Below are 15,448 nucleotides of genomic sequence, written 5' to 3'. Positions count from 1 at the left end.
ACATTCTACTTATGGAGTTAGGATAAGCACTCATGCAAACGGTTAAAATGGTGGTCACAGGTCCGTTCAGCGCTGGCAAAACAGCCTTCATCCGATCGGTCAGCGAGATTGACGTCGTCTCCACCGAGCGAAAAATTTCTTCCGAAGCCGAGCGCGTCAAAGAAACCACGACCGTCGCCATGGATTTTGGGCGCATCACGGTAGATGACGATCTGGTGCTTTACCTCTTCGGCACGCCGGGACAACGTCGCTTCGATTTCATGTGGGAAATTCTCTCCGAGGGCATGCTGGGCTTCATCGTCATGGTGGATAGCACCCGCCCCGAGACCTTCCGCGAAGCGCGCAGCATCCTGCAGACCTTCCGCGCTTACGCCCCTACGCCCTACGTAGTCGCCGCAAACAAACAGGACTTGCCCGATGCATGGGACCTCGAAGACATGCGCCTGGCATTGCGCCTGGAGCCCAAAGCCAAACTGCTTCCATGTGTAGCCCATAAAAAAGAATCGGTGAAGAACGTCCTGTTGGAACTGCTCTACTCCATTCTGGCTGAGATGGAAGAGGGCGGAAAGTAATTCCCGGAAGCGGAGGGGGGACCTTGTCATCCATCACCACCGATCAGGGCATTTTGCACTACGAAGTCTATGGGCGCGGACGTCCAGTCATCCTTTTACACGGATGGCTGGGGTCGTGGGGCTTATGGCAGGAAACCATGACCTTCCTGGGACAGTACTACCGCACCTACGCCCTGGATTTCTGGGGCTTTGGTGAGTCGGGCACCAAGCGCAACACCTACAACGTGCAGGACTTCATCAGCCTGGTTGCCCAATTCATGGATCAAATGGGCATTCTTTCTGCCCCGCTCATTGGGCACTCCATGGGCGGCACGGTGAGCCTTTCGGTCGCCATTCAATACCCTCATCTGGCGCAAAAAGTAGTGGTCATTGGCTCTCCCATTGCAGGGTCTTCTCTGGCATTGCCCCTGAAATTCGCCGGTTACCGCCCCATTGCCTGGCTGCTGTTCACCTTCTTCCCGCTTTTCCGCGCCGCCATGCGTATCGCCTCGCCGACCATCTGCAAAGACCCGCGCTTCCCCGACATGATGGATCGGGATCTTTCTCAGACCACCCTGGAGTCCTTCCTCATCAGCATTGCCACCTTAAGACGCACCGACCTGCGCCCCCGCCTGCATCAGATTCGCGTGCCGGTGATGGGTATGTACGGCGACCGTGACAATATCGTGCATCCCCGTCAGTGGGAACCCCTCAAAAAAGGCGTGCCCCATGCCCGCATCGAGCGCTTTCCCAAGGCAGGGCACTTCATCATGCTGGATGAACCCAAAGAATGCATGAGCAAGATTAAGGACTTCCTGGACACCCCTGCCGAACCCCTTCCGCCGGTAGAGAATTAAGAGATGGCGCTTTCTCATTTCCCCGAAATCCATCAGGTTTTGCTGGAAAGCACCCATGAGGTGCTGGGTAAGGGCCAGTCCGGCTTCTTACAACCGGAAGAGAAGACCTTTTTGACAGAATTGGAACGCCTTTTGACCGAACAATTTGGCACCCTCACCGGCAGGGGGATGGCAATCCGCATGGGACGAAGCGGATTCCAAACTGGTTTGCGCCGATGGGGCGAAACTTTGGGTTTTTATTCGCTGGATTTTCGACTGATGCCTTTCCCTCGACGGGTCAGGTTCGGGCTGGACCAAATTGCTCGTTTTCTGGAAGAACGTACCTCTCTTCAGATAAACATCCACGAAGAACCCGAGCACTGGATCGTAGAGATCAGGCAAATGCCCTCATGCACCCGTTCAACCTCACCAGTGCTCTGCTCGTTGCTGATGGGAATGTTCCAGGAATTCATGCAATGGCAGGGAAGTGGACGGTTCTTCCCCGTCCGAGAAACACAGTGCGTTGCCCAAGGTTCCCCCTGCTGTCGCTTTGAAATTTCCCGCAAACCGCTGGAATAAACGGACATGCTGAAAATCATCCTTCGCAATCCCCAGCACATCGTACCCTTCAACGAACCAGCCCGCGATCTGCGCATCCAGAACAAACCCCTGTGGTTGCTCCAGCGGGACGTGCTGGCTCCCTACACCACCCGCGAAATCGAACTGCCCCCTGGCGCACCCTTACCGCAGGTGCACGAACCCTGCATCGTTTACCGCGACAACCTGTTTTTTGACGCCCCCTACATGGAAGCCTTCATCAGTGAAGCCCGTAAACGCGGTAAAGCCGTGCGCGCGGCATTCAATGCCAGTGATCCCTGTTTTCGGGAGCATATTCTCCCCCTTTCCCTTTCCTATACTCCGGCAGGCAACCTTTATCTTGCCGATTTGTGGTATTACCCCAACGGACCGGAACCCGGCGCCGAGCCGCTGGTCATTGACCTGCTCTCCCGGGAAATTGGCTACTACCACATTCCCCTGTACATGGCGCCCTCTCAGGGCGATCTGGTGTATCAGGTGCCCCTGCGCAGTCTGATGGCCATTGACTCGTGGGTACACATTTTCATTGCTGACGAGGTGTTCGGGCTGTTCGGGCGTGGAGCGCGCTTTGAGGAACGCCTGAACCGCGATTTATGGTTCAAGTTAAAAGTCCTGGGAACAGCCCTGTACGAAGGGCGGCAGTTACTGCGCTCCTCAGCGGTGGTGCAGATTGGACGGAACTGCGTCATTGACCCGGATGCCATCATCCACGGTCCCACGACCATTGGGGATAATGTCACCATTGGCGCGAATGCTGTCATCGAAAACTGCATCATCGGCGATAACGTCAACATTTCGCAGGGATGCCAGTTAATGCTCTCGGTGGTAGGCGATGGCACCTTCCTGCCCTTCCGCGCTTCACTGTTCATGACCACAGTGATGGAAAACAGCCTGATTGCTCAGAATACCTGCCTGCAAATGTGTGTGGTTGGGCGCAACACCTTCATCGGCGCAGGCTCTACCTGGACGGACTTCAACCTGCTTTCGGCGCCCATCAAAGCCCGTGACGGCACGGGCGCTCTGCGCAACTCCAACCGCATTGTGCTGGGCGGGTGTGTGGGACACAACTGCCGAATCGGCGCCGGTATGCTGGTCTACCCAGCCCGCACCATCGAATCGGACGTGGTTATTTTCTCCACCAAAGAGCGACGGGTTATTGACCGCGACCTGTACTATGAGGACAGCGATCATCTGCGTCTGCCCAATGCCCACCTGCATCCGCGCCTGTACCCCCGCCCCGGCGAAAAGGGAAGCGAAACCTGGTAAAAACAAACACCGCAGGGATTTTTCCTGCGGTGTTTTTAGTGGATTTGCACAGTAAAATCAGTCCTGCACAGCAAGAGCAGAGCGACCTTCCGAGCGAGGCGCTCCCGATACATCTTCCAGATGTACGACCGCTGGAATGGAGAGAGCCACCCCAGCCATGACCAGGCAGGACACCCCGGCAATCCAGAACCAAAAGCGGATGCCCAGATAATCGGCAACCGGCGCCGCAAGCATCAATCCCAACGGGCTGGCAGCCGAAGCCAGCGCCCCGACCAGATTGAATACCCGTCCCTGCATTTCAGGGGCAATCTTTGCCTGCAATAGGGCAAACAAGGGCCCATTGGTAATGGGATTCATGAACCCGGCAATGCCAATGCCCAGTAAGGCTACCCCAAACATCTGCGCAGGTGCCGAGCCGAGCAAAATTACCCCCAGACCCATGCCTACCAAGCCTGCCATCGAAGTGTGCACTTTGCGTTTAAATCCACCCCACACACTCAGCGCCAGCCCACCCAGAATTACCCCCAAGCCTTCCGCCGAGTTCATGACCCCCAGATGCATGGCTTCGCCCTTGAAAACACGGGTAATCATCAGCGGCATCAGGCTGAAAGCGGGACTCATCAGCAGGTTAACCAGCGTCGCCATGCCCAGCAGAATTAACATCCCGGGCCAGTGAGCGAGATAGCGGAATCCCTCGCGGACATCTCCCCACAAAGCCTGCGGGGTGAGTACGCCCTCAGGGCGACGCTTGGGTTGGGGAATGTGGATGAACGCCAGAGTACCCACGGCAATGGCAGCAGTAACAATATCGATTGCCAGCACCTGATAAATGGGCAACAGGCTCATCAGGAATGCCCCGAGGGGTGGCGCAGCGATATTCAGCACCCCATTCAGTGCCTGATTCAGTCCAGCCACGCGCGAAAGATGCTTCTCCGGCACCATCAGGGAGGTGGACGCCTGCATGGCAGGAAAATGGAATGTGCCACCCAGGGCGCGCACCAGCATCACCACCAGCACGTGCCAGACCTGCGCCTGACCCATCCAGAACACCAGCACCAGCCCGGCGGTCATCAGGGCAATCAGGCTGTCGGCAACCAGCATGATGGTCTTGCGATTCCAACGATCCACCAGCGCTCCGGAAAAAGGACCGATGAAAATGCCCGGAAGCATGGAGAAAATGGTTGCAGTAGCCAGAACCGTGGCAGAGCCGGTTTCGCGGGTAAGCCACCAAACCAGCGCAAACTGCACCAGAATTGAACCCACAATGGAAAAAGCCTGACCTATCCAGATGATAAAGAAAGGACGTTTCCAATTTGAACGTTCATCGATTGTCACGCTCATCACACACCTCAGCCAGGAAACTCACAAGGAAGTGACCCGGTCCGGGTCATACAGCAGAACGCCGGACCGGGTCTTCCTGTGGGGAAGAAGATTGTGCTCAAACAGGGGATAAAAGAGGGTTGGTTTTATTCCAGATACACTTCAACGTGTTCGCCATCTTCCTCGTCGGTGACATCCACGATTTGCCCAATTTCTCCCGATTCAATCATGCGCATCAGTTCATCCATATTGAGCCCGTCCACTTCAGGGGCAAATTTACTGCCCATCTTCAAGCCAATGTTGATCATGGAAACCGGTAAACGCACATTCACGCGGGTACGCCCGGTATTAGTATCGGTGACGCGCACATGAAGCCAGCGGGGTTTCCGTCCGGGGGCTGGAGGCATCTCGGGAGCGGAAGGCATGGGAGGAATACCCGGACGGGAAGCGCCAGGCACGCGCTCACTTTCTTCAAGGGCTTCCAGCAATTGGTCGGCTTCCTCTGCAGTGATTTTCCCTTCAGCCACCATCTTCAAAATTTTCATGCGTTCTTCATTCGTCGCCATGCTCCACCTCTCCACCTAATCCTCTGACACTTCGTTTTCACGCTTGCTCTCTTCACGGATGCCCTTCAAGCGCCGTTTGGCTTCCTGCAGGGTAATCAAACCCTTATCCAGATCATCCAGAATGCGCTTGCGCTCTTCAGGGCTGAGTTTGACCGGTGCGGGTTGTCCCTCTTCCCGGCTGGGCTCGTACCCCATGGTACGCAGAATTTCGTTCATGCGATTGCGCAGGGTTGGGTAAGACAATCCCAGTTCTTCTTCCATGCGGTTGAAACGTCCCTCACAGCGGATAAAGGTCAGGATAAACTGCATTTGCTCGTTATTCAAACGGGTGAACGGCAACAGCCAGCGCAACTGCTCGGCAGAAAACGCTCCCTGTAGCCCTCCACCCATGGTCTGGAAATGTCCTTCAATGGTCGTTTCACAAGAAGGACAAGCCAACCGCGTCACAACAAGTTCCCCACCACACACCGGGCATTTCGTTAACATTGGGTTCATGTATGCACCTCCATCCTTCATCCACTCCCTCTTTTGAAAATTCATTTTCTTTCTTTTTGTTTCTAAAAAGAGTATAGCATGAATTTAAATTTTGTCAACGGTTTGTTGAATATTATTAACATTTATTTGTATTTTTTCAAAGTTTTCTGAAAGAAAAACTGCCGGTGATTGACCGGCAGCGCAAATATTCTTCAGAAGTTATCCTTTTTGCTTTCACTCGTGCTGAAGATGCTCCAACACCAGCATTCCCAGCGCACAAACCGCCATCAGCAATGTGGACATTGCCATGGCTTGACCATAATTCATTGCACCGGGTTGAGAGAGAAAGCGGTAAATGGCAACCGGCAGGGTGGGCGCTTCCGGACGTGCCAGCAATGCCGTTGCCCCAAATTCTCCCATTGAGACGGTAAAGGCAAACACTGCCCCCACCAGCACCGCCCGGCCAACAATAGGTAAATCCACATGCCACCACACCCGCCAGGGAGAAGCCCCCAGCACCGTTGCCGCATCCCTGAGAGAGCGGGGAATGGATGCCAGCGCGGGCTGAAGGGTACGCACCACAAAGGGCAGGGCTACCAGACTATGGGCAATGGGAATGAGCAGAGGAAACGAAGCCACATCCAGCGGGGGACGCTGAAATGCTACCACATACCCCAACCCCAGCGAAACCGCCGAAGTACCCAACGGAAGCATGAGCAGAGCATCCAGGAGTGTCCGGCTGGCTCCACGCCGATTGAGCGCATACGCCGCTGGGAATCCCAAGCCCAGCGCAATCCACATGGTGGCAAAGGCGTATCCCAGCGAATTGACCGCTGCCCGGGCAGGCGGCACATAGAACAGCGAGCCGCGCCGATTCACAAACAGTTCGCGGTAATAGTCCAGCGTCCATCCCGCCTGTACCGCACCGCGTTCGCCGCGGCTGGCTTCCATGCGCACCAGTGAGCGCGTCACCAGCGCACCGAGAGGCAAGAGTACCAGACTCACCAGCACGAGAATCGTCAAACCCACCGTGAGCCATTGAATCCAGGTTCGAGGGAAGAAAATACCCTCTCCCTTTACCCTGGGCGTCAAACTCACCACAGCGCCGGTGGTTAAGCGCTGACTCAATCCCAGCACCAGCAGAGTACACAACAACTGCACCGCCGAGAGCAGGGCTGCCAGCGGCAGGTTGAGAAATTGCATGGTTTGAATGTAAATTTCCACTTCCAGCGTAGCAAAACGCGGTCCCCCCAACAGCAACACTACCCCAAAACTGGTGAAGTCAAACAGAAAGACCAGCAAGGTTGCCCCGACAATATGGGGAAGAAGCAGAGGCACGGTGACATGCCAGAAAGCCCGCCACGGAGAAGCCCCCAGGGTGCGGGCTGCCTGCTCCAGACGCACATCCAGCCCTGCCCAGGCTGCGCCGACTACACGCACGATTACCGAAAGATTGTAGAAAACATGTACGGTTAAGATGGCTCCCAGCGTATTCAGAAAGCGAATGGGAGGCTCGCTGGTGTGAAAAAGAGACATCAGTGCCAAGTTCAACCAGCCGCGCGGGCCCAGCAACGCCGTAAACCCGGCTGCCACCACCACAGTAGGCAGGATAAACGGCAAGGTCATCAATACCCGTAGAAAACGCTTGCCGGGAAAACGAAAGCGTGCAAATACCCAGGCAATCGGCAAACCAGGCAGAAGGGTTAGCAAAGTTGAAAGGGTTGCCTGATACACCGTGAAACCCAAAGGGCGGGCAATCTGCCGCCAGACGGCTTCGCCCACCCCATCGGTCCAGCCGGCTTTGACTACCAGTATGAAAATAATCCCCAGCGGGTAGAGGAAAAATACCCCCAAAAAGAGCAGAGGGAGGAATCCCCACCACTCTGCTCCGGGGGTTTTCCTATAAGACGAAACACGAAGCGCGTTCACCGCAGGACCGCCTCAGTCCACGCTTGAATCCAGGCTTCCCGTTTGGCGGCAATCACTGCAGAATCCAGCGCAGCGGGCTGCTCGGCAACCTGCGCATATCTGGTAAAAGCCTCAGGCAAGGTTGCCTCAGAATTAACGGGGAAGACAAACATCTGCAAAGGCATATCTTCCTGGAACGTTTTGCCGAGCATGAAATCCACAAAAGCCTCTGCCAGTTTGCGCTGGGGAGTGCCTTTCAGAATGCCTACAAACTCAATCTGGCGGTAGCACATACCCGCTCCGGTCAAAGAAGCCGTAGGCGCATCGGAGAGGGGCTGTTCGGCAAAGATCACCTCTGCCGCCGGACTGGAAGCATACGAAACCACCATGGGCTGGGGACCCTTGCCTGAAGAGGCGCTGAAATAAGTGTAATAAGCACTCTCCCAGTCACTGGCTACGACCACATCATTGGCGCGCAGGGCTTTCCAGTAATCCAGGTAGCCTTCTTCCCCAAAATGAGCAATGGTGGCGAAGAGGAATGCCAGCCCCGGCGAAGAGGTTGCCGGATTTTCCACCACCAGCAAACCGCGGTATTCAGGTTTGGTCAGATCCTCCAGCGATTGGGGGATGGGCAGATTCTTCTCCGCAAAGTAGGCTTTATCGTAGTTAATGCATACATCACCGTAATCTACCGGCAGGGCACGATTCGAAGAATCCAGTTTGAAGGACGCCGGGATTTTCTCCAGCAAAGGGGAAGCATAAGGTTCAAAGATATTCTCATCCAGCGCACGGGAGAGGAAAGTGTTATCCACCCCGTAGAAGACGTCGGCTTGCGGGTTTTCCCTGGTCAGGATGGCACGATTAAGCGCCGCGCCAGTATCCCCGGACTTAATGAAAGTAACCTTTGCCCGATGCTCTGCCTCAAAGGCGCGCACGATTTCCTCGCTCACTGCAAAAGAATCATGTGTCATCACCCGCAATTCGACCGGCTGGCTGGCAGACACAGCTGGTGTAGTCGCCTGGGCTGGCGCGGGCGTCGTGGTTTGAGGAACGCACGCCCCCAGCGCCATCATCAAAACCATCAGCCACATCCACAGTTTACGAATCATTTGGACCTCCTGTCAGTAAAGAAAAGTTAAACAGAATGAAAGTGAATACACAACAACATCCCGTGTGAAAGCCGCACCCGCGCTCGCGCGCTTATCATTTCATTACTGACTCCCCGCGAGTGTTCGGGGTAAAGCGTCTCACCGTGCAGGGAATAACGCAATCCCTCGGTCCAGATGCCCTGGGCGGCGCCCGACAACGGAATGAGCGAAACCGTCTCTCCGGGCGCTCCTTCTAAAACCGCCTCCGAGCGGATGAGAAAGGCTTCCACCTCCCCATCCTCCAAACGCACATCCCTGTCGCTCAACATGGGCAACCCCAGCAGAAAGAGATTAGCCAGAGTTTGATCCACCCTGCCGCCCAGCCCGCACAAAATGCGAATGACTTCAAATCCCCGCTGCACGGCGTACTGCAACGCCAGTTCCAGGTCAGTCTCGTCTTTCTCAGGAGGATAGCGCAACAAAAGCACACCTTCCCGCTCCAGGTGATTCAGGATCTCGGCAGACAGAGAATCGAAATCCCCAATGACCACATGAGGACGCCACCCCAAACGCAGGCAATGCTGTGCCCCCCCATCGGCAGCGATGATGAAATCTTCAGGCTGACGGAAATGGCGCAGAGCCTCCTCGTTGCAGGATGCACCTGAAACAAAAATTAAGGCACGTTGGGAAGTCATCAAAAAAGCCCTCCTGTGGCGGAGGGCAAAGAAAAAGTCACTCAGAGCATTCATCTCGTCCCTCCGCCGGCATTACCCGGATCAGGTTCTGCGGGTCGAAGACCGATGCCTGTCTTCCTCTCAGCCCGGTGCGCCGGGCTCCCCGTTTTGCACCTTCAGTATAGTAAGAGGAGGCGGAATTGTCAAGCGCCATTGGATAAAACATTTTCGCGCGAAGGGCTTTTTCCTTAAGAACTCAATTTGCGCTGACGCTGTAACAAACTTGGTGGAGAAAGGGAAAAAAAGGAAGGGATCCTGTAAGATATTGATATCACAACTCCAGGAGCCCTTCCATGAAGATTATACTCCAACTGCCACAGGTAAAACGAAAAAAGCCTGCTCGTCCGAAGCGCTGTCCATATTGTCAGGGGGAGACATTCCAGCGATGGGGAGTGGAGAAAAGGCGCATCGAGGATGTCAAAGTTCGTCATGTCGAGGTGGTGAGGTATCGATGCACACGGTGCAGGCGCACCTTTCGGGACTATCCGGAGGGGGTAGGCAATGGACGGCACAGTGAACGGTTGAAGAAATTGAGTGTGATCCTGTGGTCACTGGGATTGAGTTATCGCAGGGTAGCCGGGGTGTTGAGGATCTTTGGGCTGAGGCTCAGTCATATGAGCGGGTGGCGGCATGTACAGGCAGAGGGGGAAAAGTTGATGGGGGAATTGAAATGGAAAAGCGTGCGGGTGGTGGGGGTAGATGGAGCCTGGGTGGGAGGCAAAGGAGTGATGGTGGCGGTGGATCTGGGAGATGGTAGTCTGCTGGAGGTTGCCGAGGTAGACGAGAAAGACAGCCGGGCTCTGTTCACCTGGCTGAAACGGTTGAAAGAGATGCATGACATCGGCGCCATCGTGAGCGATGATCTGGCGATCTACAAGCAACTGACCGATGAACTGGAGATAGGGCATCAGGTCTGTCAGTTTCATGTGCGGCGCTGGGTAAAGCATGCTTTGAAGGGGTTACAGGCTGAGTTGGATCCAGCCTGGCAGGGGGTGCTTGAAAAGGTCGAGGAAATCCTGCGCGACCTGCCATTGCATGGAGACCGCCTCTTACACCGCCTGTGGAAATCCCTGCCGGGCAGGAGTACACCACCGGAAGGAAAACGCACGCCCCTGGAAAAACTCCGCGACCTGATCCTGCGCTTATCGCGTGATTGGCAACGCTATGTGGCTTTCTATGCTGATGTGGGTATTCCCTGGACCAATAATCGCACGGAACAGATGATTGGCAGGCTCAAGAGCCGCGCCCAGCAAGCCAGGCGATATAAAACCACCGCCGGGTTGCTCCGCGGAAGCACAGTTGCCTGTCAGTTCTGGGCATGAGCCCTCCCGTAATTCCCTCCTCTCCCCCCGTCTTCTCTCTTCCTTCCTTTTTTCGAAAATTCGCCCACCAATTTTGTTACAGTCTCTTTGCGCTGATTCTGTTGACTTTTTTCTGGAGAGGGTGTAACATATTGAAGTAGGTTTTCCACAGTCTCGAATGAAAATCCCCAAACGGGTAATTTTTTGAAGAGAAACAGGGCATCTTGTGGAAACCACGACAGACTCTCTATAAAAAATTAATCAACAGTTTTTCCGCTTTATTTCTGCCTGGAAAAGATGATCAGTACCCTCCGCACACAAATAACGGTTTTCTTTCCACAGTTGTTTTTTACTGTTAAGGTTAACAGAAAAACACTTGCTGATCCTTCCATTTCACATAGGCTTTCTGATCCAGACGATGAAAGGAGGTGATCCATTCCTCAAATACAGCCAGAATTTTCCTCTTAATCACCAATCCATTCTTACCTTGATTTCAAGAAGGAGAAAGAGAACATGAAACGTTTGACCTGGTTTTTGTCTGCATTGCTGATGCTCAGCATGCTCCTGGCTTCGTGCGCCCCTGCGGCGACTCCCACCGCGGCACCCCCTGAGCCCACCGCCGCGCCTACCGAGGCTCCGGCCGAGGCGCCCACTGTGGCTCCGACGGAAGAACCCACCAAGGAACTGTCCGCGGCTGAAATCGCCGCCGCCCTCCCCCGCAAGGAGACTCTGTACTTCAACGGTCAGCAGTGGGGTCCGGTGGTGTGCTGGAATCCGTATTCCTCGTCCTGCAATAACGCCATGGCCATTGCTCAGGGTGACAACGCCCGCGTGACCATGTTTGAGACACCGTACCTGTACAACATGCTGGACGGCAAGCAATATCCTCTGCTGGCGGATGGCCCCTGGTCCTGGAACGACACCATGACCGAACTGACCTTCAAGATTAAGCCCGCCGCCCGCTGGAGCGATGGTACACCGGTCACCGCTGAGGACGTGGCTTACACCTGGTACGCCCATGTGAAATACAACACTTCCACTGGCGCTTCCAACAAAGACTACATCGAAACCATCGAAGCCAAAGATCCTCAGACCGTGGTCATCAAAGCCAAACTGGATGAGAACGGCAAAGCCATCAACCCGCTGATCGTTGCGGCGTATGTCAGCAGCAACTACGTCATCCAAAAGGCGTGGACGCAGAAACTGGAAGAGCGCGTTGGCGGCGATGCGGCGAAATTCCTCACCGATCCTGCTGAAGACGTGGTGTACTCCGGTCCGTATCACAAGTTCTACACCGATGAGACCAAGGTTGTCCTGGTGCGCGATGATAATTACTGGGGTCAGGATCCCTCCATGTGGGGCAAACTGCCTGCGCCGAAGTACCTTGCGCACGTGATCTTCAAGGATAATGCCGCCGGTACCACCGCGCTGAAGGCTGGGGAAGTGGATGTCAGCCAGCAGTTCAACTCCAACGTTCAGGACCTGTGGCTGAAGGACGGACTGCCGATCTCCACCTACCTGCCCGAACCGCCGTATAATATCGGCGCCAGCCTGCCCACCGCCTTCTACAACCTGCGCTCTTACGGGCTGGATCAGGTTGCGGTGCGCAAAGCCATCGCCATCGCGGTGGATTATGACACCATTGTGGCGAACGCCATGACCAACCAGTCGGCGACCTTCAAGCAGGTTCCGCGCTCGCTGATGAACCCGACCCCCGGCGAACAGGCCCTGTATGATCACGACGCCGTGAAAGCCCTGCAGTGGGAAGGCAACGACATCGAAGGCGCCAAGAAACTGCTGGACGAGGCTGGCATCGTTGATACTGACGGTGATGGCTGGCGCGAGTACAAGGGCAAGAAACTGCAATACGTGGCAACCTGCCCGAACGGCTGGTCTGACTGGCAAGCCGCCATCGAGGTGGTCGCCGCCGCCGGCAAGAAGATCGGCATTGACATCACCACCAACTATCCTGAATGGTCGGTGTATCAGACCGTGGTCACCAACTGGCCCTTGCCCGAAACCGGCTATGACATCTTCATGATGTGGAGCGCTGGGGCTGGCCCGACCATGCCTTGGGGCCGCATCCGCAACTTGCTGTCCTCCGAATTCGCCGAGACCACCAACAACTGGACCGGCAACTGGGGCGGCTACAAGAACCCCGAGGTGGATGAACTGATCAAGAAGATCCCGACCATGACCGATCAGGAAGAGATCAAGAAAGCCTACACGCGCCTGGTCGAGATTTACCTGACCGATGTGCCTTCGTTCACGCTCATGTATCGCCCACAATCGTTCCACACGGTGTACGAGGGTGTTTGGACCAACTTCCCGCATCAGGGTGATGGCACCAACCCGCCCGTACCGCCGCTGAATCTGACGGATGGCTGGAGCATCGCAGGCCTCTATAACCTCAAACTGGTCAATCCGTAAGCAACCTTAAATCAAACGAACAGCCATGTTCTGTTAACCAGAACATGGCTGTTCACTATATAATGTAAATGTAGATATATGAGAGTGAAGTAAGGAGGTATCGGTGTCTAAAAACTATCTTCGGTATTTCCTGAATAAACTGGCATGGTTGCTGGTTACCGCTATCTTTGCCTTCATCCTGAATTTCACCCTTCCCCGCCTCATGCCCGGTGATCCAGTGGCTGCCATCACTGCCCGGATTGCTCAGGGAATGTCCAACACTACCGGCATGAAAGAGGTGTATGAGCGATATGCCGAGCAATTCGGCACCAACAAACCCATTCACGAACAGTTCCTTATTTACATGAAGAACATCCTCCAGGGGAATTTTGGCACGTCCTTCAGCCAGTATCCCCGCCCCGTTGCAGACATCATCCGCGCCTCGATTGTCTGGACGGTTGCCCTGCAGTTTCCTGCCATCATCGTGGGGTGGATTATCGGCAACGCCCTGGGCGCCATGGCAGCCTACCTGAAAAAGGGCTTCGATAAAGTCCTCATGCCCATCAGCATTTTCGTGAGCAATTTCCCTGCATTCGGTATGGCAATCATCCTGATGGTCATCTTCGCGGTGAACCTGAAATGGTTCCCCACATCGGGAGGATATGGGTTTAACCTGATTCCCAACTTCAGTTGGGAGTTCATCTGGTCGGTTATTGTTCACTACCAGTTACCCTTCTGGTCCATTGTGCTGATTATCATTGGTGGACAGGCTATCGGCATGCGCTCCATGTCCATCTACGAACTGAATGCAGATTATGTCAAATATGCGCGCTTCCTTGGCATTAAGGATCGCGTCATTGTGCGTTACGTCTTCCGCAACGCCATGCTCCCTCAGATTACCGGTTTGGCATTGTCCATCGGAACCATGGTCAGCGGTGCACTGGTGGCAGAAATCGTCTTCAGTTACCCGGGATTAGGGTACACCATGCTGAACGGTGTGATGGGGCAGGATTATCCCCTGATCTCTGCGGTGACGCTCATCATCACCATCATGACGCTGGTCGCCAACTTTGCCATCGAAATCCTCTACGGCATCATTGACCCGCGCATCAAAGCCGCCCAGACAGAGCAAGGAGCGTGAACCATGATGCACACCATTCGACAGGTCTTTCGTTCAGGAAAATTCGTGACGGGATTTGTCATCTTCGTCAGTTTACTGCTGATTGTATTAATTTACCCCCTGCTGGTTCCTGATGACCCTCTGGCAATCATCGGGCTGGGCACTTTCTTCCCGCCGGGAATTTATGTCAACGTCTATGACAGCGTGAATACCGCGCCATATACCCTGAACCTGCCCGAAGCCGCAACCAACCGTATTGCTAACAAATTGGGGGCAAAAGAACGTCAGGACATGAAGGAGTGGCTGTTAGCCGCGGGCATCCCTGAAGAGGAAATTGACATTGAAGACACCGCTAAACTGCTTGATTTATGGGAAAAAAATTACGATCCCAATAAGAACATTGAGGGCATGACCCTAGCAAAAATGCGCTATTACCAGCGGCTGAATAACTCGCTCAAAGGTTTGCTGGCAACTGAAGGGCTGATTGTGGCTCTGCCCAATGCCCAAACCGGCACGCTGGAGCAGGTTAAAGTCATTGAGCAATCCGATTATGTGAATGTCCGTGAAGTGCCGAACGTGCGCGTTTTACCGCTGGGCACAGATAACTTTGGACGCGACGTACTGACCGAACTGGTCAAAGCCGCAGGGGTCTCCCTGCAAATCGGCTTTGTGGCAGGGTTGATTGCCACCCTGATTGGTTTGGTGCTGGGACTGCTGGCAGGGTACATCGGTGGAACAGTAGATGACATCATCATGTTCTTCACCAACCTGCTGATTGTCATCCCCTCCTTCGTTCTGCTGATTCTCATTTCCTTCAGCATCGGGCAGGATAAGCGCGGCGCTTTCACCATTGCAACGGTGATTGGCTTCACCTCGTGGGTGTGGACGGCAAGAGCTGTGCGCGCCCAGGTGCTCTCTCTGCGCAACCGGGATCATGTCAATCTTTCGCGATTGTCCGGGCACTCTACGCTTTACATCATCCTGAACGACATTCTTCCCTACATTATGTCGTATGTGGTGATGGCGCTCATCCTGCAAATTTCCTCCGGCATTCTGGCAGAAGCCGGCTTGTCTATTCTAGGGTTGGGACCGCGCACCACCGAAGTCCCCACCCTGGGCTTAATGATGAACTGGGCAATGATTTATCAAGCCCATGTCCTGGGAAAGTGGTGGGCATACCTCCCTGTGCTGGTGACCATTGCACTGATCACTTTCTCGATGAACCTGATGAACACCGGGCTGGATCAGGTGTTCAATCCTGCATTGAGAGAATGAGGC

Annotated in this window: 14 protein-coding genes and 1 riboswitch; of the genes, 8 read left to right on the top strand and 6 right to left on the bottom strand. The window is 54.7% G+C overall.

Features of this window, described 5'->3' with window-relative positions:
• The first annotated feature begins 32 nt into the window (after positions 1-32).
• From ANT_RS03385 to ANT_RS03370, 4 genes are read left to right on the top strand one after another with little or no spacing between them, the layout of a single operon-like run.
• Positions 33-572 carry a GTP-binding protein gene (locus ANT_RS03385; RefSeq protein ID WP_013559106.1) on the top strand — a complete coding sequence of 180 codons (540 nt, stop codon included), beginning with the start codon at positions 33-35 and terminating at the stop codon, positions 570-572.
• Positions 573-595: 23 nt separating this feature from the next.
• A complete protein-coding gene (locus ANT_RS03380) occupies positions 596-1,408 on the top strand; it encodes an alpha/beta fold hydrolase (protein WP_013559105.1) in 813 nt (270 codons plus the stop codon).
• 3 nt (positions 1,409-1,411) lie between these two features.
• A complete protein-coding gene (locus tag ANT_RS03375; RefSeq protein WP_013559104.1) occupies positions 1,412-1,966 on the top strand; it encodes a 4-vinyl reductase in 555 nt (184 codons plus the stop codon).
• A gap of 6 nt (positions 1,967-1,972) precedes the next feature.
• Positions 1,973-3,250 carry a DapH/DapD/GlmU-related protein gene (locus tag ANT_RS03370; RefSeq protein ID WP_013559103.1) on the top strand — a complete coding sequence of 426 codons (1,278 nt, stop codon included), beginning with the start codon at positions 1,973-1,975 and terminating at the stop codon, positions 3,248-3,250.
• 57 nt (positions 3,251-3,307) lie between these two features.
• Here ANT_RS03370 and ANT_RS03365 read toward each other — a convergent pair whose 3' ends face one another.
• The 6 genes from ANT_RS03365 to ANT_RS03340 all read right to left on the bottom strand — a co-directional run bounded on the left by ANT_RS03365 (position 3,308) and on the right by ANT_RS03340 (position 9,301).
• Positions 3,308-4,591, bottom strand: coding sequence for an MFS transporter (locus ANT_RS03365; RefSeq protein WP_155817987.1), 1,284 nt, complete (start codon positions 4,589-4,591; stop codon positions 3,308-3,310).
• 125 nt (positions 4,592-4,716) lie between these two features.
• The gene (locus ANT_RS03360; protein ID WP_013559101.1) at positions 4,717-5,136 is read right to left on the bottom strand and encodes an SHOCT-like domain-containing protein; all 420 of its coding nucleotides are present in this window, start codon (positions 5,134-5,136) and stop codon (positions 4,717-4,719) included.
• A 15-nt stretch (positions 5,137-5,151) separates the two neighbouring features.
• Positions 5,152-5,631, bottom strand: a complete 480-nt coding sequence (locus tag ANT_RS03355; RefSeq protein ID WP_041454576.1) for a DUF2089 domain-containing protein — start codon at positions 5,629-5,631, stop codon at positions 5,152-5,154.
• Between the two features lie 213 nt (positions 5,632-5,844).
• Complete coding sequence (locus ANT_RS03350; RefSeq protein WP_197534087.1) at positions 5,845-7,464, bottom strand: ABC transporter permease; 1,620 nt, start codon at positions 7,462-7,464, stop codon at positions 5,845-5,847.
• Between the two features lie 71 nt (positions 7,465-7,535).
• Complete coding sequence (locus ANT_RS03345) at positions 7,536-8,627, bottom strand: thiamine ABC transporter substrate-binding protein (protein WP_013559098.1); 1,092 nt, start codon at positions 8,625-8,627, stop codon at positions 7,536-7,538.
• A gap of 26 nt (positions 8,628-8,653) precedes the next feature.
• Complete coding sequence (locus tag ANT_RS03340; RefSeq protein WP_013559097.1) at positions 8,654-9,301, bottom strand: thiamine diphosphokinase; 648 nt, start codon at positions 9,299-9,301, stop codon at positions 8,654-8,656.
• A gap of 39 nt (positions 9,302-9,340) precedes the next feature.
• A riboswitch (TPP riboswitch) is annotated at positions 9,341-9,456 on the bottom strand.
• 177 nt (positions 9,457-9,633) lie between these two features.
• On the opposite strand from ANT_RS03340, the gene ANT_RS03335 reads away from it, so the two are divergent.
• From ANT_RS03335 to ANT_RS03320, 4 genes are all read left to right on the top strand, one after another.
• On the top strand, positions 9,634-10,662 hold the full coding sequence (locus ANT_RS03335; protein WP_013558534.1) for an IS66 family transposase: 1,029 nt from the start codon (positions 9,634-9,636) through the stop codon (positions 10,660-10,662).
• Between the two features lie 492 nt (positions 10,663-11,154).
• A complete protein-coding gene (locus tag ANT_RS03330) occupies positions 11,155-13,071 on the top strand; it encodes an ABC transporter substrate-binding protein (protein WP_013559096.1) in 1,917 nt (638 codons plus the stop codon).
• A 103-nt stretch (positions 13,072-13,174) separates the two neighbouring features.
• Positions 13,175-14,191 (top strand): ABC transporter permease, encoded by a 1,017-nt coding sequence (locus ANT_RS03325; protein WP_013559095.1) that lies wholly within the window; start codon positions 13,175-13,177, stop codon positions 14,189-14,191.
• 3 nt (positions 14,192-14,194) lie between these two features.
• On the top strand, positions 14,195-15,445 hold the full coding sequence (locus ANT_RS03320) for an ABC transporter permease (RefSeq protein ID WP_013559094.1): 1,251 nt from the start codon (positions 14,195-14,197) through the stop codon (positions 15,443-15,445).
• Positions 15,446-15,448 lie beyond the last annotated feature (3 nt).

This window comes from Anaerolinea thermophila UNI-1 (assembly GCF_000199675.1).
Lineage (GTDB): Bacteria > Chloroflexota > Anaerolineae > Anaerolineales > Anaerolineaceae > Anaerolinea > Anaerolinea thermophila.
This window is presented reverse-complemented; position numbering and strand designations above follow the sequence as displayed.

Bases quoted from the DNA above. Each gene is read 5' to 3' on its own strand.
- ANT_RS03385 (WP_013559106.1), top strand. From the start codon at position 33: ATGCAAACGGTTAAAATGGTGGTCACAGGTCCGTTCAGCGCTGGCAAA.
- ANT_RS03335 (WP_013558534.1), top strand. From the start codon at position 9,634: ATGAAGATTATACTCCAACTGCCACAGGTAAAACGAAAAAAGCCTGCT.
- ANT_RS03345 (WP_013559098.1), bottom strand. From the start codon at position 8,627: ATGATTCGTAAACTGTGGATGTGGCTGATGGTTTTGATGATGGCGCTG.
- ANT_RS03365 (WP_155817987.1), bottom strand. From the start codon at position 4,591: ATGAGCGTGACAATCGATGAACGTTCAAATTGGAAACGTCCTTTCTTT.
- ANT_RS03375 (WP_013559104.1), top strand. From the start codon at position 1,412: ATGGCGCTTTCTCATTTCCCCGAAATCCATCAGGTTTTGCTGGAAAGC.
- ANT_RS03320 (WP_013559094.1), top strand. From the start codon at position 14,195: ATGATGCACACCATTCGACAGGTCTTTCGTTCAGGAAAATTCGTGACG.
- ANT_RS03355 (WP_041454576.1), bottom strand. From the start codon at position 5,631: ATGAACCCAATGTTAACGAAATGCCCGGTGTGTGGTGGGGAACTTGTT.
- ANT_RS03360 (WP_013559101.1), bottom strand. From the start codon at position 5,136: ATGGCGACGAATGAAGAACGCATGAAAATTTTGAAGATGGTGGCTGAA.
- ANT_RS03370 (WP_013559103.1), top strand. From the start codon at position 1,973: ATGCTGAAAATCATCCTTCGCAATCCCCAGCACATCGTACCCTTCAAC.
- ANT_RS03330 (WP_013559096.1), top strand. From the start codon at position 11,155: ATGAAACGTTTGACCTGGTTTTTGTCTGCATTGCTGATGCTCAGCATG.
- ANT_RS03340 (WP_013559097.1), bottom strand. From the start codon at position 9,301: ATGACTTCCCAACGTGCCTTAATTTTTGTTTCAGGTGCATCCTGCAAC.